Source organism: Kitasatospora cystarginea (genome assembly GCF_039533515.1).
Taxonomy (GTDB): domain Bacteria; phylum Actinomycetota; class Actinomycetes; order Streptomycetales; family Streptomycetaceae; genus Kitasatospora; species Kitasatospora cystarginea.
Genome location: NZ_BAAATR010000019.1, coordinates 80,975 through 100,012, shown reverse-complemented (window position 1 = coordinate 100,012; position 19,038 = coordinate 80,975). Strand labels below are relative to the sequence as shown.

Below are 19,038 nucleotides of genomic sequence, written 5' to 3'. Positions count from 1 at the left end.
GAGTGCCGCGGACGGCCGTCAGGACTGGTTGGGCGGGTCGAGCCGGTAGCCCACCCCGCGGACCGTGCGGATCAGCGTCGGCGCCGAGGGTACATCCTCCACCTTCGCCCGCAGCCGCTGCACACAGGCGTCCACCAGTCGGGAGTCGCCCAGGTAGTCGTGCTCCCAGACCAGCCGCAACAGCTGCTGCCGGGACAGCGCCTGGCCCGGCCGGCGGCTCAGCTCCAGCAGCAACCGCAGCTCGGTGGGCGTGAGTTGGAGGTCCTGACCGTTCTTGGTGACGGTCATCGCCGAGCGGTCGATCACCACGTTGCCGTACACCGAGGAGTCAGAGCTCTCCCGCTCGCCGCGGCGCAGCACCGCGCGGATCCGGGCGTCCAGCACCCGGGGCTGCACCGGCTTGACCACGTAGTCGTCCGCGCCGGACTCCAGGCCCACCACCACGTCGATGTCGTCCGAGCGCGCGGTCAGCAGGATGATCGGCAGCTGGTCGGTGCGGCGGATCCGGCGGCAGACCTCGAAGCCGTCGATGCCGGGCAGCATCACGTCGAGCACGATCAGGTCCGGGCGCTGCTCCTTGAAGAGCTTCAGCCCGTCCTCGCCGGAGGCGGCGGTGACCATGCGGTGACCCTGGCGGGTGAGGGCGAGTTCGAGGCCGGTCCGGATGGCGTCGTCGTCCTCGATCAGAAGGAGGTATGGCACGGCCTCATTCTGGCCCACTCGGCGGATCGAATCACCTGCTGCGTCACGGCCGCGGGGATCGGGAACCGGAACGCGCCCCTGGGCGTCCAGGCTGGTGCGGGGGAATTGTGGACCAAAGTCCCGGCCGCTGTGACAGCTCTGTGACAGTCGGCGGACAGCGCCATGACGACCGGCGGGCAGGATTTTCCCTGTCGCCGCGACGACACCCCGGCCCGAGGGACGGGGGAGCGCGGCGGCGGACAGCGAACCGCTCGTACCGATCATGGAGGTGTCACGATGAACGCCACGCTCAAGACCCGCAGCACCGCGGCCGTCCGAAACGCGCGTTCGTCGGCAGTCGCCACCAGGACCCACTTCGAGGTACGGACGGACGAGGCTTCCGGTGCCGTGATCGTACGGGGGTGCGCACACAGCACCGGGAACCGCCGCATCAGCGGCGGGAGCAGGTCGGGGGACCTGTTCGGGATCGGCCACCGGGGGGCGGCGGCCGAGACCGGTTCGACCCTCACGCTGCGGGGAGTCCTCCCCGTCCGCGTGACGGGTCAGGGGAGCGCAACGGGCAAGGGCGTCGCGGTCGGTCTCGGCTCGGGGGAGCCGGCCGGCCGCGCCGCCACCGCCCCCGGGGCGTCGGTGTTCCGGCTTCCGGCCGCGGAGAAGGCCGCACCGGTGGCGGCTTCCGCGCCGGCCGCCGAGGCGGAGCACATGAAGGAGTTCACCGCGTACGTCCGCGAGCGCCGCGCCTCGCTGTACGCCACGGCCTACCACCTCACCGGTGACCGCCACGAGGCCGAGGACCTGCTGCAGAGCGCGCTCTTCAGCACCTACCGCGCCTGGGGTCGGATCACCGACAAGGCGGCGGTCGGCGGCTACCTCCGCCGCACCATGACCAACCTGCACATCTCCGCCTGGCGGCGCCGCAAGGTCAACGAGTACCCGACCGAGGAACTGCCGGAGACGGTCGGCGACACCGACGCCATGGGCGGCACCGAGCTGCGGGCCGTGCTGTGGCAGGCGCTGGCCAAGCTGCCGGAGAACCAGCGGACCATGCTGGTGCTCCGCTACTACGAGGGCCGCACCGACCCGGAGATCGCCGACATCCTCGGCATCAGCGTCGGCACGGTGAAGAGCAGCATCTGGCGCGCGCTGCGCCGGCTGCGGGACGACGAGCAGCTGAACCGCACGGGTGACACCGTGCTCGCGTTCGGGGAGCTCGTCGCCTGACAAGGACTCCCGTAGGGGGACGGGTAGGGCAGATCGAGGGCGCGATCGCCGGCTCGGGGGAGCGGCGGCCGGAGGGGGAACCCGAAGATCTGACCCGGTGGAAGGGCCCGGTGCCGGGGAGAGGCACCGGGCCTTCTGCCGTCCAGGCCGCGCGCCGGGGTGGGCGGGGGCGAGCCGTGCCGGCTGGTCGGCCGGCACTGCGAGTCGGGGGACACGCTCGGCGACGGTGTGCCGCTGCGGGCTCCGCGGCCCGGTGACCTGGTCGCGGTGCCGGCCACCGGCGCCTACACGTACGCGCTCAGCAACAACTACAACGGTGCCCGGCGGCCGCCGGCGGTGTTCTGCGGGGACGGGCACTCCCGGGCGGTGGCGCGGCGGGAGACCTGCCGGGACCTGATGCGGCGGGGCCTGGCCCGAGCCCGCGGGGCTCCTGGAGGCTCACCGGACGGATCTCGCGGCGAGACCGGGACGTGCCGGGCGGCGCTGGTCGCGGTACTGGCCGGGGGAGAGGCCGTACTCGCGTTTGAAGGCCTTGGCGAAGGCGAACTCGGAGGTGTAGCCGGTCCGGCGGGAGACGACCCGCAGCGGGGCGTCGTCCGAGCGCAGCAGCCGGCCGGCCGTGGTCATCCGCCACCAGGTGAGGTAGCCGAGCGGCGGCTGTCCGACCAGGGCGGTGAAGCGGCGGGCGAAGGCGGCCCGGGAGAGGCCGGCCCGGACGGCCAGTTCCTCGACCGTCCAAGGGTGGGCCGGGTCGCCGTGGATGTCGCGCAGGGCGGAGGCGACCGCGCCGTCGCCCAGCGCCGCCGCCCACCCGGTGGCGCCCCGGTCGGACTCCTCCTCGAACCACGCCCGCAGCACCAGCAGCAGGAGCGTGTCGAGCAGTGCCGGGACGATCGCGTCCGAACCCGGCCGGTGCCCGGTGGCCTCGCTGCCGAGCAGGTCGACCACGGCGCGCAGCCCCGGATGGCGGCCGACCTGGGCGGGCAGATGGACCACCGGCGGTACGCAGGCCAGCAGCGGGTGGGCCCTGGCCCGGTTCAACTGGTAGGCGCCGCAGAGCAGTCGGGCGGACGGGTGGCCGTCCTCGGGTTCGTCCGGGTGGCTCGGCAGGGTGCCGTCGGGCCGGAGCACCACGTCCTCGAGCGGGGTGTCGGGGTGGTCGGCCAGCCCGTACGAGCCGCCGCGCGCCAGCAACAGCACGTCGCCGACGCCGAGCCGCAGCGGCGGTGCGCCGTCCGAGGGCAGTAGCCAGCACGAGCCCTGCAGCACCACGTGCACCCCGGTGCCGTCGGAGTCGGGGAAGCGGATCCCCCACGGAGCCGACCTGCGGGAGCGGCCGGCGTGCGGCAGGCCGGTGCGCATCGCGGTGATCGCGTCGCTGAGTACGTCCATGTCCGGCAGGGTAGCCGGGGGCCGTTCCGGTGGACGATCGGACATGATCGCGAGCGGTTGCGGCATGGGCGGCCGGCGTCCACCCTCCGTACGGTTAACGGGTCGACGGCGCAGCAGAACTGATGTTGCGTCAGATAACCGATCCATCATGGGGGAAGTGACAGCATGGCCAAGTCAGTCGTGTTCGACGAGATCGGCGGCCCCGAGGTGCTGCGCATCGTCGAGACCGAGCTCGGTGCGCCGGGGCCCGGCGAGGTGCTGGTCCGGGTGGACGCGCTCGGGCTGAACCGGGCCGAGGCCCTGTTCCGTGCCGGCACCTACTACTACCAGCCGACCCTGCCCGGCTCCCGGCTCGGCTACGAGGCCTCCGGTGAGGTCCTGGCCGTGGGCGAGGGCGTCACCGGCTTCGCGGTCGGCGACCAGGTCGACTCAGTGGCGTTCGGCGGGATGAGCGAGCACGGCGTCTACGGTGACCACGTCGTCACCGCCGCCTCGAACCTGGTCCACCGGCCGGAGACGGTGGACGCCGTCACCGGCGCGGCCGTCCGGCTGTCGTACGGCACCGCCTACGGCGCCCTGGTCGAGCAGGGCGGCCTGCGGCCCGGCGACCATGTGCTGGTCACCGCCGCCTCCAGCAGCGTCGGCGTCGCCGCGATCCAGATCGCGCGCCACCTCGGCGCGATCCCCGTCGCGGTGACCCGCAGCGCGCTCAAGCGCGAGCAGCTGCTGGAGCTCGGCGCCGCACACGTCATCGTGCTGGACGAGGAGGACCTGCTCGACCGGGTCCGGGAGATCACCGACGGCCGGGGCGCCGAGTTCGTCTTCGACCCGGTCGCCGGTCCCGGCCTGCGGACCACCGCCCAGGCGGTCGCCCCCGGCGGCCTGCTGATCGTCTACGGCTGGCTGGACCCGCGGCCCGCCCCGCTGCCGCTCAACTGGGGCCTGCGGATCCTCGGTTACGCCCATCTGGACGTGCTGGCCGATCCGGGCGCCCGCCGCCGCGCCGAGCACTTCGTCGACGCCGGGTTGCGGGCCGGGACGCTGGCCCCGGTGATCGACCGCACCTTCGACCTCTCGGAGATCGCCGAGGCCCATCGCCACCTGGAGTCCAACAACCAGGTCGGCAAGGTGGTGGTCACCGTCCGGCACTGACCCGCGGGCCGCACGGGATCAGACCCCGACGGCCGCCGGCGTCCGCGCGGCGACGGTCCGCACCCTGCGCTCGGCCTCAGGACCGCCGCAGGCGTACGCGCCGAGCCCGACCTGCCGGGACACGATGCCGTGCTCGGCCCGCATCAGTCGCCAGCCGCGTCGCAGCAGCACCGGGAGCGACTTGCGTCCCTCGCGGACATCCCGCCGCAGGCGCCGCCAGGCCGTGGTGAGCGGGTGGTTGCGCAGGCAGAGCGCGTCGCCGAGGAGTCCCTCGTCCGCGCACTGCTCGGTGATCTCGGCGGCGAAGATCCCCTCGGCGATGAACGCCGGGGCGCCGCCGAGGTCCAGGACGTGGGTGCCGATCCGGCCGTTGTCGGGGATCGAGTACACCGGCACCTCGGCCCGGCCGTCCTCCGCCAGCCGCCTGATCGCCGCCACCGCCTGCTCGCGGTGCCAGGCGAGCGGGGAGTCCCAGTCCACCCCGCCGTCGGGCAGGAGGGGGAGGGAGGGGTCGTCGCCGTCCTTGTAGAAGTCGTCCAGCTGGAGGACCGGAAGTCCCGTCCTGGCGGCGAGTGAGGACTTGCCCGAACCGGAGGGACCGGAGAGCAGTACCACGCGGGCAGGGAGCATCGACGGCTGGTTAAGCGGGGAGTCACTCACGGGACACCAGTCTGACGCATCAGGCACCGATGCCGAAACCGGGCGTACGTCACCTCTTCGCTTCCGGCCCCCGTGCGCTCAGCCGCCGCCCAACGCCAGCCGTACCGAGGGGAGGTAGCGGGTGCGCACCTGGATGTTCACCGCGGCCCCGCCGCCGGGTGGCTGGTAGACGGTGACGAGCCAGTCCTGGTCGTCGGGGGCCGCGGGCCCGGGGTCGAAGAACTCGCCGCCGGGCGGCAGTCCCAGGTACGGGTGGTGCCGTGAGCCGAAAGCCGCCGTGGAGCTGGCGGGGGTGAACCGCAGGCTGCCGCGGGTGTACCGGGTCGGCCAGCCCGGTCGCTCGGAGCGGACGGAGCACGGGATCCGGGCCGGCAGCCCGGCCGCCAGCCGCCGCCGCGCCCGGCGGGCCCGCAGCGCCCGCGGCAGCCCGTCCCCCGCCAGCACGGCAAGCTCGGCCAGGATCTCCCACACGGCTGTCCTCCCCACCTTCGCGGTCCTCCGTGAGTGAGGACCTCCCGGCCGCGGCGCCGGTTGCCCGCCGGTCGGCGGCTCGTGGCCCCGAAGGACGGCGGGTGGATGAGACCGACCGGCAACGGGGAGCGCGACGCCGCGCGCCCCGTTGCCGGTCGGTCCAAGGCAACGGACCCGCACCAGGGGGGAGGTGCGGGTCCGTCCTCGGCACGTCCGGGCCCCTGGGGGGAGAGGGGCACTGGGGACGGCCGGCTGGTGGGGAGGCGGTCAGATACCCATCGGGTGCCAGACCGTCTTGGTCTCCATGAAGGAGAGTAGCCGCTCGGTGCCGGGCGCATCGGTCCAGTCCAGGGCGGCCGGGTCGAGCGCCGGGCGGACCACTCGCTTGAGGGTGTCGGCGGCCGCGGCCTCCAACTCGGCGGCGGAGCCCGGTCCTTCGGCGGCGATCGCGCCCGACAGGTCGAGGCCGTTCACGTCCTGGTGCGAGGCGAGGGTGGGCGCGATGTCCACCGTACGGCCGGAGATCACGTTGACCACGCCGCCCGGCAGGTCGGAGGTGGCCAGCACCTCGCCCAGCGAGAGCGCCGGCAGCGGCGCGTCGGCGGCGGCGGCCACCACGACCGTGTTGCCGGTGGCGATCACCGGAGCGATCGCGGAGACCAGGCCGAGGAAGGAGAAGCCGTACCCGGACTGCGGCGCCACGATGCCGATCACGCCGGTCGGTTCGGGGGAGGACAGGTTGAAGAACGGACCGGCGACCGGGTTGGCCCCGCCCGCGATCTGCGCCACCTTGTCCGTCCAGCCCGCGTACCAGACCCAGCGGTCGATCGCGGCGTCCACCAGCGCGGCGGCCTTCTTGGCACCGACGCCCTCGGCGGCCGACACCTCGGCGGCGAACTGCTCGCGGCGGCCCTGGAGCATCTCCGCGACGCGGTAGAGCACCTGGCCGCGGTTGTACGCGGTGGTGCCCGACCAGCCCTTGACCGCCGCGCGGGCGGCGAGGACGGCGTCCCGGGTGTCCTTGCGGGAGCCGAGCGGGGCGTTGGCGAGCCACTGGCCCTTGCTGTCGGTCACCTCGTACACCCGCCCGCTCTCGGAGCGCGGGAACTTCCCGCCGACGTACAGCTTGTAGGTCTTGAAGACGTCAAGACGGCTCATGAGCTCAGACATCGAGGTAGGCCTCCAGACCGTGGCGGCCACCCTCGCGGCCGTAGCCCGACTCCTTGTAACCGCCGAACGGCGAGGTCGGGTCGAACTTGTTGAAGGAGTTCGCCCACACCACACCGGCCTTGAGCTGGTTCGCCATCCACAGGATGCGCGAGCCCTTCTCGGTCCAGATGCCGGCGGAGAGACCGAACTGGGTGTTGTTGGCCTTCTCGACGGCCTCGGCCGGCGTACGGAAGGTCAGTACGGAGAGCACCGGGCCGAAGATCTCCTCGCGGGCGATCCGGTGCGCCTGGCTGACCCCGGTGAACAGGGTCGGGCGGAACCAGTAACCGGCGCTGGGCAGTTCGCAGGACGGGGCCCAGCGCTCGGCGCCCTCGGCCTCGCCGGAGGCGGCCAGCTCGGTGATCCGGGCCAGCTGGCCGGCCGAGTTGATCGCACCGATGTCGGTGTTCTTGTCCAGCGGGTCGCCGACGCGCAGGGTGGCCATCCGGCGCTTCAGGGCGTCCAGCAGCTCGTCCTGGATCGACTCCTGGACCAGCAGGCGGCTGCCGGCGCAGCAGACGTGGCCCTGGTTGAAGAAGATGCCGTTGACGATGCCCTCGACCGCCTGGTCGATCGGCGCGTCGTCGAAGACGATGTTCGCGGCCTTGCCGCCGAGTTCGAGCGACAGCTTCTTGCGCGTCCCGGCCACCTGCCGGGCGATCGCCCGGCCGACCGGGGTCGAGCCGGTGAAGGCCACCTTGTTGACGTCCGGGTGCGCGGTCAGCGCGGCGCCGGTACGGCCGTCACCGGTGACGATGTTGACGACGCCCTTGGGCAGGCCGGCCTGGCGGCAGATCTCGGCGAAGCGCAGCGCGGTCAGCGGGGTGGTCTCGGCGGGCTTGAGGACCACGGTGTTGCCGGTGGCGAGCGCGGGCGCGATCTTCCAGGCCAGCATCATCAGCGGGAAGTTCCACGGGATGACCTGGCCGGCCACGCCGACCGGACGCGGGTTCGGGCCGAAGCCGGCGTAGTCCAGCTTGTCCGCCCAGCCCGCGTAGTAGAAGAACCAGGAGGCGACCATCGGCAGGTCGAAGTCCCGGGTCTCCTTGATCGGCTTGCCGTTGTCGATCGACTCCAGCACGGCCAGCTCGCGCGAGCGCTCCTGGACGATCCGGGCGATCCGGAACAGGTACTTGGCGCGCTCACTGCCCGGCAGCGCCGACCAGTCGGTGAACGCCTTGCGGGCGGCGGCGACCGCGCGGTCGACGTCCTCCTCGGTACCCTGCGCGAACTCGGCCAGCACCTGCTCGGTGGCCGGGTTGACGGTCTTCAGCGCCTCGCTGCCGCTGGAGTCCACGAACTCGCCGCCGATGAAGTGGCCGTACGAGCTCTGGATGTCCCCCGCCGCGGCGGGGGACTCGGGCGCGGGGGCGTACTCGAAGAGGCGGCCCTTGGGGGTCACGGTCTCTTCCGCCTTCTTGTTGGTCTTGGCCATGGTCTCAGTCCACCGTCACGTAGTCGGGACCGGAGTACCGGCCGGTGGTCAGCTTCTGACGCTGCATCAGCAGGTCGTTGAGCAGGCTGGAGGCGCCGAAGCGGAACCAGTGCGGGGTCAGCCAGTCGTCGCCGAGGGTCTCGTTGACCATCACCAGGTACTTCATGGCGTCCTTGGTGGTCTTGATGCCGCCGGCCGGCTTCACGCCGACCTGGATGCCGGTCAGCGCCCGGAAGTCGCGGACGGCCTCCAGCATCAGCAGGGTCACCGGGGGAGTCGCGTTGACCGCGACCTTGCCGGTGGAGGTCTTGATGAAGTCGGCACCGGCCAGCATGGCCAGCCAGGAGGCGCGGCGCACGTTGTCGTACGTCTGCAGCTCGCCGGTTTCGAAGATCACCTTGAGGTGGGCGTAGGTGCCGTCCGGGCGCTTGCACGCCTCCTTGACCGCGACGATCTCGTTGTAGACGTCGAGGTAGCGGCCGGAGAGGAAGGCGCCGCGGTCGATCACCATGTCGATCTCGTCGGCGCCGGCCGCGACCGCGTCGGCGGTGTCGGCCAGCTTGACCGGGAGCGCGGCGCGCCCGGCGGGGAACGCGGTGGCGACGGAGGCGACCTGGATGTCGGTCCCCTTCAGCGTCTCCTTCGCGGTGGCGACCATGTCCGGGTAGACACAGATCGCGGCGACGCGGGGGGTGGTCCGGTCGGTCGGGTCGGGGTTCCGGCCCTTGGTGCACAGTGCGCGCACCTTGCCGACCGTGTCCGCGCCTTCGAGCGTGGTCAGGTCGATCATCGAGATGGCCAGATCGATGGCGTACGCCTTGGCCGTGGTCTTGATCGAACGGGTGCCGAGGGAGGCGGCGCGGGCTTCCAGGCCGACGGCGTCGACGCCGGGCAGGCCGTGCAGGAAGCGACGGAGCGAGGCCTCGGACGCCGCAACGTCCTGAAGGCCGCCGCCCGCAGCGCCGAGGGCGTTGGCTGCAACAGTGGACATGGTCACAAGGGCAGCATATCTACGCGCGTAGCAAGCCGCATAGGGGGTGCCCTTTATCGATGCGGGACCGAGACCTGAGCGGCCGGCGGCCGGGAGCGCCGCTCACCGGCCGGTGAGTCCGCCGACCGGGGCGGAGGCCGCCGGGGCGGGGAGGGAGGTCACCGGCGCGGGGCCGCGAGTGTCGGCATTTCGTGATCTCGGGCCCATGGGGAAGCCGGTTCCCATCGGGCAGAATCGTCCCCATGACCGAATCCGACGGCACGCCCGACCCGGGCAACGCCGCCCCCGAGGAGCAGTACGCCGACCGCGTCTACCGCTCCGTTCCCGGTGTCGTCTCCGGCGTGCTGCTGCTCGCCGTCGCCGGGTGGCTGATCATCGACGCCATCGTGACCGGTACCGGCCGCACGCCGTGGGTCGCGCTGGCCGCCGCCCCGGTCTTCGGGTTCCCGGTGGTCGCGTACACCCTGCGGCCCGTCGTGTACGCGAACGACCGGCGGCTGCTGGTCCGCAACCCGCTGCGGACGGTGGAGGCGCCGTGGGCCTCGGTGGAGGCCCTGCGGGCGGGGTACTCGGTGGAGCTGCTCGCCGGCGGCAAGAAGTACCAGGTCTGGGCCGTGCCGGTGTCGCTCCGGCAGCGCAAGCGGGCCAACCGCGCGGCGAGCCGGGCCGCCGTCACCGCCGCCGAGGCGTTCAAGGGCGGTGCGTCCGCGTCGAGCCGCCCGGCGCCCGCCCGGCGCGGACTGCGGCATGGGGACTCGGACCCGACCCGCGCCTGGTCGGACCAGGTGGTCGACACCCTGCAGGAGATCGCCGAGCGCAATGCGGGCCGGCCCGACGCGGCCGGCGAGGTGGCGGTCCGCTGGTGCTGGTGGATCATCGTGCCCACGCTGGCCGGCCTGGTCGCCTTCGTCACGCTGATCGCGGCCACCTGAGCGCCGTTTCGGCACCCGGATCATTCAAGACCGACCGGGCCGGGCCGGGCCGCGCTGGCGGCGCAGGACGTACGACGGGCCCGGTGCCCCGACCGAAGGAGGTCGGGGCACCGGGCCCGTTCGCGTGCCGCGCCGCGGTCAGATGCCGGCCGCGGCGGCGAGGTCGCGCTTGACGGCGTCCAGGACCTCGGCGGCCCGGCGGCGGGTCTCGGCGAGCTCGGCGGCGGAGGCGACCGGGAGGACGACCTCCAGGTAGCACTTCAGCTTGGGCTCGGTGCCGGACGGCCGGACCACGATCCGGGCCGAGGTCACGCCGTCGCCGGCCAGGTAGTAGCGCAGGCCGTCGGTGGGCGGCAGCTCGGCGGAGCCGGCGGCCAGGTCGTCGGCCCGGGTGACCTGCAGACCGGCCAGCACGGTCGGCGGCTGCTCGCGCAGGCGCCGCATCGCGTCGGCGATCAGCGAGAGGTCCTGCACCCGGACGGAGAGCTGGTCGGTGGCGTGCAGGCCGTGTGCCAGCGCCAGGTCGTCCAGCAGGTCGGTCAGGGTGCGGCCGGACTGCTTGAGGGTGGCGGCCAGTTCGGCGACCAGCAGGGCGGCGGTGATGCCGTCCTTGTCGCGGACGCCGGACGGGTCGACGCAGTAGCCGAGCGCCTCCTCGTAGCCGTAGCGCAGGCCGTCGGCACGGGAGATCCACTTGAAGCCGGTGAGCGTCTCGGTGTAGTCCAGCCCGGCCGCGGCGGCGATCCGACCCAGCAGGGTGGAGGAGACGATGGTGGTGGCGAAGGTGCCGACGGCCTTCTTGGCGACCAGGGCCTCGCCGAGCAGCGCGCCCACCTCGTCGCCGCGCAGCATCCGCCAGCCGCCGTTGTCGCCGGTGGGCACGGCCACGGCGCAGCGGTCGGCGTCCGGGTCGTTGGCGATGACGACGTCCGGGCCGACGGAGGCGGCGGTGGCGAACGCGAGGTCCATCGCGCCCGGCTCCTCCGGGTTGGGGAAGGCCACGGTCGGGAAGTCCGGGTCCGGGTCGGCCTGTTCGGCGACCACGGTGGGGGCGGGGAAGCCGGCCCGCTCGAAGGCGGACAGCAGGACGTCCCGGCCGACGCCGTGCAGCGGGGTGTAGACGACGTTCAGGTCGCGGGCGCCGCCGGCCTCGACGGTGGAGACGGCGCGGTTCAGGTAGGCATCGACGACCTCCTCGCCGAGCACCTCCCAGCCGCTCTCGGCGCGCGGCACGTCGGAGAGCGAGGCGATGGCGTCGATCTCGTCGGCGATGCCGGCGTCGGCGGGCGGGACGATCTGCGAGCCGTCGCCCAGGTAGACCTTGTAGCCGTTGTCCTGCGGCGGGTTGTGGCTGGCGGTCACCGTGACACCCGCGGCGGCGCCGAGGTGGCGGATCGCGAAGGCCAGGACCGGGGTCGGCAGCGCGCGCGGCAGCAGGGCGGCGCGCAGCCCGGCGCCGACCATCACGGCGGCGGTGTCGCGGGCGAAGTCGTACGACTTGTGGCGGGCGTCGTAGCCGATCACCACGAGGTCGCCGAGCTGCTGCTTCCTGACGTAGGCGGCGAGGCCGGCGGCGGCGCGGATCACCACGGCGCGGTTCATCCGCATCGGGCCCGCGCCGAGCTCACCGCGCAGTCCGGCGGTGCCGAACTGGAGCCGGCCGGCGAAGCGCTCGGCCAGGTGCGACCAGGCGAGGCGCTCCTCGCTCTCCGCGTCGGGGCCCTCGGCGGCGGCCAGCAGTGCGGTCAGTTCCTCGCGGGTCTGCGGGTCGGGGTCCTCGGCGAGCCAGGTCCGGGCCCGGGCGAGGAGGTCGGTGGTGGATGCCTGCGCCATCTCGTCTCTTCTCGTGAGACCTTCGGTGTCACCCGAAGGGGGGAAGCTGCTCTGCCGGTCAAGGCGTTGCGCGTCGCGGTACGGTCGCCGCGTGTCTTCGGGCAACGGCCAGGGGCTGACCGTCGCGGGAGCGAGGAGCCCTCTCGGGGCCGGGAGGGCGGAGTCACGCTGTGCCGGCTCCCTCCGAGGGGTCGGAGGGACGTCGACGCGCAGACGGGGTCTCCGGGCGAGCTGCACCCGAAGACCCCTCTACTGATTCTGCGTCAGCTCCGGCTCAGATCCGCTCAAGGACCTTGGCCAGCAGCGCGCCCATCCGCTCGGCGCTGGCCTTGCCGGCCTCCAGCACCTCTTCGTGGTTGAGCGGCTCGCCGGTCATGCCGGCGGCCAGGTTGGTGACCAGCGAGATGCCGAGCACCTCGGCGCCGGCCTCGCGGGCGGCGATGGCCTCCAGGGTGGTGGACATGCCGACCAGCTCACCGCCGAGCACCCGGGCCATGTTGACCTCGGCCGGGGTCTCGTAGTGCGGGCCGCGGAACTGGACGTACACGGCCTCGTCCAGCGACGGGTCCACCTCGCGGCAGAGCTGGCGCAGGCGCGGCGAGTACAGGTCCGTCAGGTCGACGAAGTTGGCGCCGACGATCGGGGAGTCCGCGGTCAGGTTGATGTGGTCGCTGATCAGGACCGGCTGGCCGGGGGTCCAGCCCCGGCGGAGACCGCCGCAGCCGTTGGTCAGCACGATGACCTCGCAGCCCGCGGCGGCCGCGGTGCGGACACCGTGGACCACGGTGGCCACGCCGTAGCCCTCGTAGTAGTGGTTGCGGCCGAGGAAGATCAGGGCGCGCTTGTCGCCGATCTTGACGGAGCGGATCTTGCCCGAGTGGCCGGCGACCGCGGGGGCCGGGAAGCCGGGGAGCTCGGTGATGGGGAACTCGAAGTTGCCCGGAGCCGACGGGTCGCCCAGCGCGTCGGCGGCCGGCACCCAGCCGGAGCCCATCACAAGGGCGAAGTCGTGGCGCTCGGCACCGGTCAGCTCGCGCAGGCGCGCAGCGGCGGCCTGGGCGGCGGCGTAGGGGTCGGCGGAGACGACCGACTGAGGAGTTGCATTCACATCGCCGAGGATAGACAAGATTCGGCCTACGCGCGTAGACAGTTCGCTCAAGCCATGCCGATTTGTTACCCGGCCGACCTGAAACGACAGGCCACGGGCGGTATTCGCGACTTGGGACTGTCGGAACCTCTGAGTCCGGAATCACCGGAGAAGGGGGCGCCGGGCGCGCCCGGGGGCAGGACCCGGACACTCTCGGTGCGGTGCGGTGCGGTGCGGTGCGGTGCGGTGCGGTGCGGTGCGGTGCGGTGCGGTGCGGTGCGGTGCGGTGCGGTGCGGTGCGGTGCGGTGCGACGCCCCGGGCGGCTCACCCCGCGCCCGTGAGGGGCGCACCGCGCCCGAAGGGGGGGTACCCGCCCGGCCGTTCTCCCTGGAAGGCGCTCAGCAGGGCCGGTGTCGCAGCTCCGTGATGTAGTCGGCGGGGGCGCCGGCGCTCTCCGCCGCGTCCGCGATGAGCCCGAGGTAGCGGGCGGCGGGCAGTCCGCCCTCGTAGTCGTTGAGGACGTACGTCCACACCGGGATGTCCCCGTCCAGGGTCTGGGCGCGCAGCCGGATCTTGCGGTACAGGCCGAGCTGGAGGCCCTCCCAGCGGTCCAGACCGTCCTCGTCCATCGGCGCCACGTCGTAGAGGGAGACGAAGACCTGGTGCTTCTCGTCCTCCACCACCGTGGCCAACGAGCCCTCCCAGCCGAGGTGTTCGCCGCCGAAGGTCAGCCGCCAGCCGTTTAGCCAGCCCGTGCCGCGCAGCGGGGAGTGGGGCGCGCGACGGCTCATCTGCCGGGCGTCGAGATTGGTGGCGTACGCGGCGTAGAGGGGCATGGGCGTCAGCCTACGTGAGGTGTGCGCGCGGGTGCGGGGCGGGGAGTGTCCACCGTCACACCGGCTCGGGGGCGAGCATATGGCAACGCCCCCGGCGTGGCTTTGGTTCCGGCGTGCGGGACAATGGTGGACGTGACTCGGATCGTGATCATCGGTGGCGGACCCGGCGGATACGAGGCAGCGTTGGTGGCTGCCCAACTCGGCGCGGAGGTGACCGTCGTCGACCGCGACGGTCTGGGCGGATCGGCGGTGCTGACGGACTGCGTGCCGTCCAAGACCCTCATCGCGACCGCCGAGGTGATGACCACCTTCGACAGTTCCTACGAAGAGCTGGGCATCACCATCGCTGACTGCAGCCAGGGCCCCTCCCGGGTGCTCAGCGTGGACCTCGGCAAGGTCAACCGACGGGTGAAGCGCCTGGCGATCGCCCAGTCCCACGACATCACCCAGTCCGTGACCCGGGCGGGCGTGACGGTCCTGCGCGGCAAGGGTCGCCTGGGCGCCGGCGGCCAGCACGTGGACGGCTCGCGCGAGGTGATCGTCGAACACGAGGACGGCAGCGCCGAGTCGCTGCGTGCGGACGCCGTGCTGATCGCCACCGGCTGCCACCCGCGCGAGCTGCCCGACGCCCAGCCGGACGGCGAGCGCATCCTGACCTGGACCCAGGTCTACGACCTGGAGGAGCTGCCGCGCGAGCTGATCGTGGTCGGCTCCGGCGTCACCGGCGCCGAGTTCGCCGGCGCCTACCAGGCGCTCGGTTCCGAGGTCACCCTGGTCTCCTCCCGCGACCGCGTGCTGCCCGGCGAGGACCCGGACGCCGCCGAGGTGCTGGAGGAGGTCTTCCGTCGGCGCGGCATGAACGTGATGAGCCGCTCCCGGGCCGAGACGGTGAAGAGGATCTCGGCACGGACGGACGCTGCGGAGGGTCCCTCCTCGCCGGAGGCGGGCGAGGAGGGACGGGTCGGCGACCACGTCGAGGTCACGCTCTCCGACGGCAAGGTCATCCGCGGCACCCACTGCCTGATGGCGGTCGGCTCCATCCCCAACACCGCCGACATGGGCCTGGAGGAGGCCGGGGTCAAGCTCAACGACTGGGGCCAGATCCAGGTCGACCGGGTCTCCCGCACCTCCGCCCCCGGCGTGTACGCGGCCGGTGACTGCACCGGTGTCTTCATGCTCGCCTCGGTCGCCGCGATGCAGGGCCGGATCGCGATGTACCACGCGCTGGGCGACGCGGTGCAGCCGCTCAACCTCAAGACCGTGGCCTCCAACGTCTTCACCGACCCGGAGATCGCCACCGTCGGCTACACCGCCGCGGACGTCTCCTGCGGCAAGATGGACGCCGTCGAGGTCAAGCTCCCGCTGCGCGGCAACCCGCGGGCGAAGATGCAGGGCATCCGGGACGGTTTCGTGAAGCTGTTCTGCCGCCCCGGCACCGGCATCGTGGTCGGCGGCGTGGTGGTCGCCCCCCGGGCCAGCGAACTCATCCATTCGATCTCGCTCGCCGTGGACAACAACTTGACGGTCGAACAGGTGGCCAGCGCGTTCACGGTCTACCCGTCCGTCTCCGGCTCCACCGCGGAGGCCGCCCGGCAGCTGCACATCCGCAAGCGGGAGATCCCGGACTCCTGAGCCGGCCAAGCGAGTTGAGGCGGCCGCCGGCGCGGCCGCCGCTCGCGCGGGCGTGCGCCGTCACCCGGGCGGCGGGGCGTGGAGCAGGCCTGTCGGCGGCGCGCATTGTACGGTCGCGCGCTGCTCCGACGTGAGCATTTCCCGTTACCAGGAGCAAACGCCTGAAAGCAGACGGTCATTCAGGTTACCGTCGGTTCTGTGTTTGCTGCAGAACGTCGCCAGTTGATCCTCGAAATGGTGCGCGCCAACGGAGCCGTGTCGCTCCGTGAGCTGGCCCGCGTCGTCCAGACCTCCGAAGTCACCGTACGCCGAGACGTCCGGGCCCTGGAGGCCGAAGGGCTGCTCGACCGCCGGCACGGCGGCGCGGTGCTCCCCGGCGGCTTCACCCGGGAACCCGGCTACCCGCAGAAGACCCACCTCGCCGCGGCCGAGAAGAGCGCCATCGCCGACCTCGCGGCGGGGCTGGTCGAGGAGGGGGACGCCGTGGTGGTCGGCGCCGGCACCACCACCCAGGAGCTGGCCCGCCGGCTGGCCCGGGTCCCCGGTCTGACGGTGGTGACCAACTCGCTGCTCGTCGCCCAGGCCCTGGCGCACGCCAACCGGGTCGAGGTGGTGATGACGGGCGGCACCCTGCGCGGCTCCAACTACGCGCTGGTGGGCAGCGGGGCCGAGCAGTCGCTGCACGGCCTGCGGGTCGCCAAGGCGTTCATCTCCGGCAGTGGGCTGACGGCCGACCGCGGCCTGTCGACCACCAACATGCTCTCCGCGAGCGTGGACCGGGCACTGGTGCAGTCGGCCGCCGAGGTGATCGTCCTCGCCGACCACACCAAGCTCGGCGCGGACACCATGTTCCAGACCGTGCCCATCGAGGCGATCACCAGGCTGGTGACGGACGAGCAGGCCGCCGCGGAGGACCCGACCGCGCGCGAGCTGGACGCGCTGGCCGACTGCGGCGTGCAGATCGCCGTGGCGCCGCTCGGGCTGCACGCCGAGCCGCCGGTGCACCAGTCGGTGTCGACGGCCCCGGTGGTGCCGCGGCGCAGCGGGCCGCCGTCCGCCCCCGCGCCGCTGCCCGGGCCGCGGCGGCCCGGTGTGCACGGCGGTCCGCCCGGGCAACTCCCCGGCCGGCTGGCGGAGTTGGGCGCACCGCGCGGCCGCTAGTGCTAGCGGAACGTTCCACCAAGCCGTTGCGCCCCCGTACGGGCGGGCCCGCAGGGGCGCGGGCGCTGCAACACCCCGGACGGGCCGGCCTGTTCAGCTACCGGTGAGCCCGCAGGGGCGCGGGGAGCGCTGTCCGGTCCGATCGCGGGCGCGCGGTGGGGCCCGCGGTCAGCCGGGTGTGACGGGCCGGCGGCAGTCCGCGGACCTCCCGCCTGGCGGCGCGGGCCTCGCAGCGACGCGGGTTCACGGCGACCGGCCGCCACCCGGGCGAGGCCGATCCGCCTCTCCTCGTCACCGGCGCTGCAGCCGGTGAAAAGACGGCCGGCCCGCACACCCCGGGGGTGTACGGACCGGTCGTGGCTGCTGCGAGGGTGTCAGTCCTTGATCTCGCAGAGGGCGGCGCCGCTGCTGACGCTGGCGCCGACCTCGGCCTTGAGGCCGACGACGGTGCCCGCCTTGTGGGCGTTGAGCGGCTGCTCCATCTTCATCGCCTCCAGGACGACGATCAGCTCGCCCTCGGCGACGGTCTGGCCCTCCTCGACGGCGACCTTGACGATGGTGCCCTGCATCGGCGAAGCGAGAGTGTCACCGCTGATCGCGGAGCCGGCCTTCTTGGCGCCGACCCGGCGCTTGGCCACGGCCTTGCCGGCGCCCGCGCCGACGGCGGGTGCGGCCGAGACGCCGAGCGAGGACGGCAGGGAGACCTCGATCCGCTTGCCGCCGACCTCGACCACGACGGTCTCGCGGCCCTCGGGCTCCTCGCCGTCGCCACCCGCGCCGGTGAAGGCGGGGATGGTGTTGTTGAACTCGGTCTCGATCCAGCGGGTGTAGACCTTGAACGGCTCGTCGCTGCCGGTGAGTTCGGGCGCGAACGCGGGGTCGGTGACCACGGCCTGGTGGAACGGGATGGCGGTGGCCATGCCCTCGACCTTGAACTCGGCCAGGGCGCGGGCGGCCCGCTGGAGCGCCTGCTTGCGGGTCGCACCGGTGACGATCAGCTTGGCCAGCAGCGAGTCCCAGGCGGGGCCGATGACCGAGCCGCTCTCCACGCCCGCGTCCAGCCGGACGCCCGGGCCCGACGGCGGGGTGAACAGCGTCACCGTGCCCGGCGCCGGAAGGAAGTTGCGGCCCGGGTCCTCGCCGTTGATGCGGAACTCGATGGAGTGGCCGCGCACCTCGGGGTCGTCGTAGCCGAGCGGCTCGCCGTCGGCGATCCGGAACATCTCGCGGACCAGGTCGATCCCGGTGACCTCCTCGGAGACCGGGTGCTCCACCTGCAGACGGGTGTTGACCTCGAGGAAGGAGATCAGGCCGTCCTGGGCGACCAGGAACTCGCAGGTGCCGGCGCCGACGTAGCCCGCCTCGCGCAGGATCGCCTTGGAGGCGCGGTACAGCTCGGCGTTCTGCTCCTCGGTCAGGAACGGCGCCGGGGCCTCCTCCACCAGCTTCTGGTGGCGGCGCTGCAGCGAGCAGTCACGGGTGGAGACGACGACCACGTTGCCGTGCTGGTCGGCCAGGCACTGGGTCTCCACGTGCCGGGGGTTGTCCAGGTAGCGCTCGACGAAGCACTCACCGCGGCCGAACGCGGCCACGGCCTCGCGGACCGCCGACTCGTAGAGCTCCGGGATCTCCTCCAGCGTGCGGGCGACCTTCAGACCGCGGCCGCCACCGCCGAACGCGGCCTTGATGGCGACCGGCAAGCCGTGCTCGGTCGCGAACGCCACGACCTCGTCCGCACCCGAGACCGGGTCCGGGGTGCCCGCGACCAGCGGCGCGCCCGAGCGCTGGGCGACGTGCCGGGCGGTGACCTTGTCACCGAGGTCGCGGATGGCCTGCGGCGGCGGGCCGATCCAGGTCAGGCCGGCGTCGATGACCGCCTGCGCGAAGTCGGCGTTCTCCGACAGGAAGCCGTAGCCCGGGTGGACCGCGTCGGCACCCGAGTCGGCGGCGGCCTGGAGGACCTTGGCGATGTCCAGGTAGCTGGTGGCGGGGGTGTCGCCGCCGAGCGCGTAGGCCTCGTCGGCCGCGCGGACGTGCAGCGCGTCCCGGTCCGGTTCGGCGTACACGGCGACGCTGGCGATACCGGCATCCCGGCAGGCCCGGGCGACGCGGACGGCGATTTCCCCGCGATTGGCGATGAGCACCTTGCGCACTGTGGCTCCCTTCTTGAACCTCGTTGAGTCTAGGGATTGCCGGGTCGTACCGGCGAGTAGCCCCAGGTGGTGAGCTTGCCCACACGGAGCGTGACGCTGATTCGTGATCAGTTGAGCACGGAGCGGGACGCCTCGCAGGTGGGAGAGGTCTTGGACGGTGGTCGTCGGTG

Annotated in this window: 16 protein-coding genes and 1 pseudogene; 6 read left to right on the top strand and 11 right to left on the bottom strand. The window is 72.9% G+C overall.

Translation table 11 applies throughout. From position 1 onward, the window contains the following. Positions 1 to 18 precede the first annotated feature (18 nt). The gene (locus ABD369_RS21325) at positions 19 to 702 is read right to left on the bottom strand and encodes a response regulator (protein ID WP_344638073.1); all 684 of its coding nucleotides are present in this window, start codon (positions 700 to 702) and stop codon (positions 19 to 21) included. A gap of 276 nt (positions 703 to 978) precedes the next feature. Here ABD369_RS21325 and ABD369_RS21320 point away from each other — a divergent pair, with 276 nt between their 5' ends. Together ABD369_RS21320 and ABD369_RS21315 are read left to right on the top strand one after the other, a co-directional pair. After that, the gene (locus ABD369_RS21320) at positions 979 to 1,923 is read left to right on the top strand and encodes a SigE family RNA polymerase sigma factor (RefSeq protein WP_344638072.1); all 945 of its coding nucleotides are present in this window, start codon (positions 979 to 981) and stop codon (positions 1,921 to 1,923) included. A gap of 159 nt (positions 1,924 to 2,082) precedes the next feature. Continuing rightward, positions 2,083 to 2,193 (top strand): annotated as a pseudogene (locus tag ABD369_RS21315) (hypothetical protein); the annotation flags it as partial. Positions 2,194 to 2,361: 168 nt separating this feature from the next. On the opposite strand, the gene ABD369_RS21310 reads toward ABD369_RS21315, so the two are convergent. Then, complete coding sequence (locus ABD369_RS21310) at positions 2,362 to 3,315, bottom strand: AraC family transcriptional regulator (protein ID WP_344638071.1); 954 nt, start codon at positions 3,313 to 3,315, stop codon at positions 2,362 to 2,364. Between the two features lie 165 nt (positions 3,316 to 3,480). Between ABD369_RS21310 and ABD369_RS21305 the strand changes: the two genes are divergently transcribed. Continuing rightward, the gene (locus ABD369_RS21305; protein WP_344638070.1) at positions 3,481 to 4,467 is read left to right on the top strand and encodes a zinc-dependent alcohol dehydrogenase family protein; all 987 of its coding nucleotides are present in this window, start codon (positions 3,481 to 3,483) and stop codon (positions 4,465 to 4,467) included. An 18-nt stretch (positions 4,468 to 4,485) separates the two neighbouring features. Here the strand turns inward: ABD369_RS21305 and ABD369_RS21300 are convergent, their stop codons facing one another. The 5 genes from ABD369_RS21300 to deoC form a co-directional block, all read right to left on the bottom strand. Beyond that, positions 4,486 to 5,127 (bottom strand): ATP-binding protein, encoded by a 642-nt coding sequence (locus ABD369_RS21300; protein WP_425557705.1) that lies wholly within the window; start codon positions 5,125 to 5,127, stop codon positions 4,486 to 4,488. Between the two features lie 78 nt (positions 5,128 to 5,205). Then, complete coding sequence (locus ABD369_RS21295) at positions 5,206 to 5,613, bottom strand: hypothetical protein (RefSeq protein WP_344638069.1); 408 nt, start codon at positions 5,611 to 5,613, stop codon at positions 5,206 to 5,208. Between the two features lie 252 nt (positions 5,614 to 5,865). Beyond that, positions 5,866 to 6,768 carry an aldehyde dehydrogenase family protein gene (locus ABD369_RS21290; protein ID WP_344638068.1) on the bottom strand — a complete coding sequence of 301 codons (903 nt, stop codon included), beginning with the start codon at positions 6,766 to 6,768 and terminating at the stop codon, positions 5,866 to 5,868. Beyond that, entirely contained in the window at positions 6,761 to 8,242 is a 1,482-nt protein-coding gene (locus tag ABD369_RS21285) for an aldehyde dehydrogenase family protein (RefSeq protein ID WP_344638067.1), read from the bottom strand. The genes ABD369_RS21290 and ABD369_RS21285 overlap by 8 nt, the downstream gene beginning before the upstream one ends. 4 nt (positions 8,243 to 8,246) lie before the next feature. Continuing rightward, entirely contained in the window at positions 8,247 to 9,233 is a 987-nt protein-coding gene (gene deoC / locus ABD369_RS21280) for a deoxyribose-phosphate aldolase (protein ID WP_344638066.1), read from the bottom strand. A 242-nt stretch (positions 9,234 to 9,475) separates the two neighbouring features. Between deoC and ABD369_RS21275 the strand changes: the two genes are divergently transcribed. Further along, entirely contained in the window at positions 9,476 to 10,165 is a 690-nt protein-coding gene (locus ABD369_RS21275; RefSeq protein WP_344638065.1) for a PH domain-containing protein, read from the top strand. Positions 10,166 to 10,303: 138 nt separating this feature from the next. Here ABD369_RS21275 and ABD369_RS21270 read toward each other — a convergent pair whose 3' ends face one another. From ABD369_RS21270 to ABD369_RS21260, 3 genes are all read right to left on the bottom strand, one after another. Next, positions 10,304 to 11,998: a phospho-sugar mutase gene (locus ABD369_RS21270; protein WP_344638064.1), complete on the bottom strand. Its 1,695-nt coding sequence runs from the start codon at positions 11,996 to 11,998 to the stop codon at positions 10,304 to 10,306. A 274-nt stretch (positions 11,999 to 12,272) separates the two neighbouring features. Then, positions 12,273 to 13,106: a purine-nucleoside phosphorylase gene (locus ABD369_RS21265; protein ID WP_344638063.1), complete on the bottom strand. Its 834-nt coding sequence runs from the start codon at positions 13,104 to 13,106 to the stop codon at positions 12,273 to 12,275. Between the two features lie 378 nt (positions 13,107 to 13,484). Further along, on the bottom strand, positions 13,485 to 13,922 hold the full coding sequence (locus tag ABD369_RS21260; protein ID WP_344638062.1) for a gamma-glutamylcyclotransferase family protein: 438 nt from the start codon (positions 13,920 to 13,922) through the stop codon (positions 13,485 to 13,487). A 21-nt stretch (positions 13,923 to 13,943) separates the two neighbouring features. Between ABD369_RS21260 and ABD369_RS21255 the strand changes: the two genes are divergently transcribed. After that, complete coding sequence (locus tag ABD369_RS21255; RefSeq protein ID WP_425557704.1) at positions 13,944 to 15,554, top strand: NAD(P)H-quinone dehydrogenase; 1,611 nt, start codon at positions 13,944 to 13,946, stop codon at positions 15,552 to 15,554. Positions 15,555 to 15,788: 234 nt separating this feature from the next. Next, entirely contained in the window at positions 15,789 to 16,715 is a 927-nt protein-coding gene (locus tag ABD369_RS21250) for a DeoR/GlpR family DNA-binding transcription regulator (RefSeq protein ID WP_425557712.1), read from the top strand. Between the two features lie 374 nt (positions 16,716 to 17,089). On the opposite strand, the gene ABD369_RS21245 is transcribed toward ABD369_RS21250, so the two are convergent. Then, positions 17,090 to 18,868, bottom strand: a complete 1,779-nt coding sequence (locus ABD369_RS21245; RefSeq protein WP_344638059.1) for an acetyl/propionyl/methylcrotonyl-CoA carboxylase subunit alpha — start codon at positions 18,866 to 18,868, stop codon at positions 17,090 to 17,092. Positions 18,869 to 19,038 lie beyond the last annotated feature (170 nt).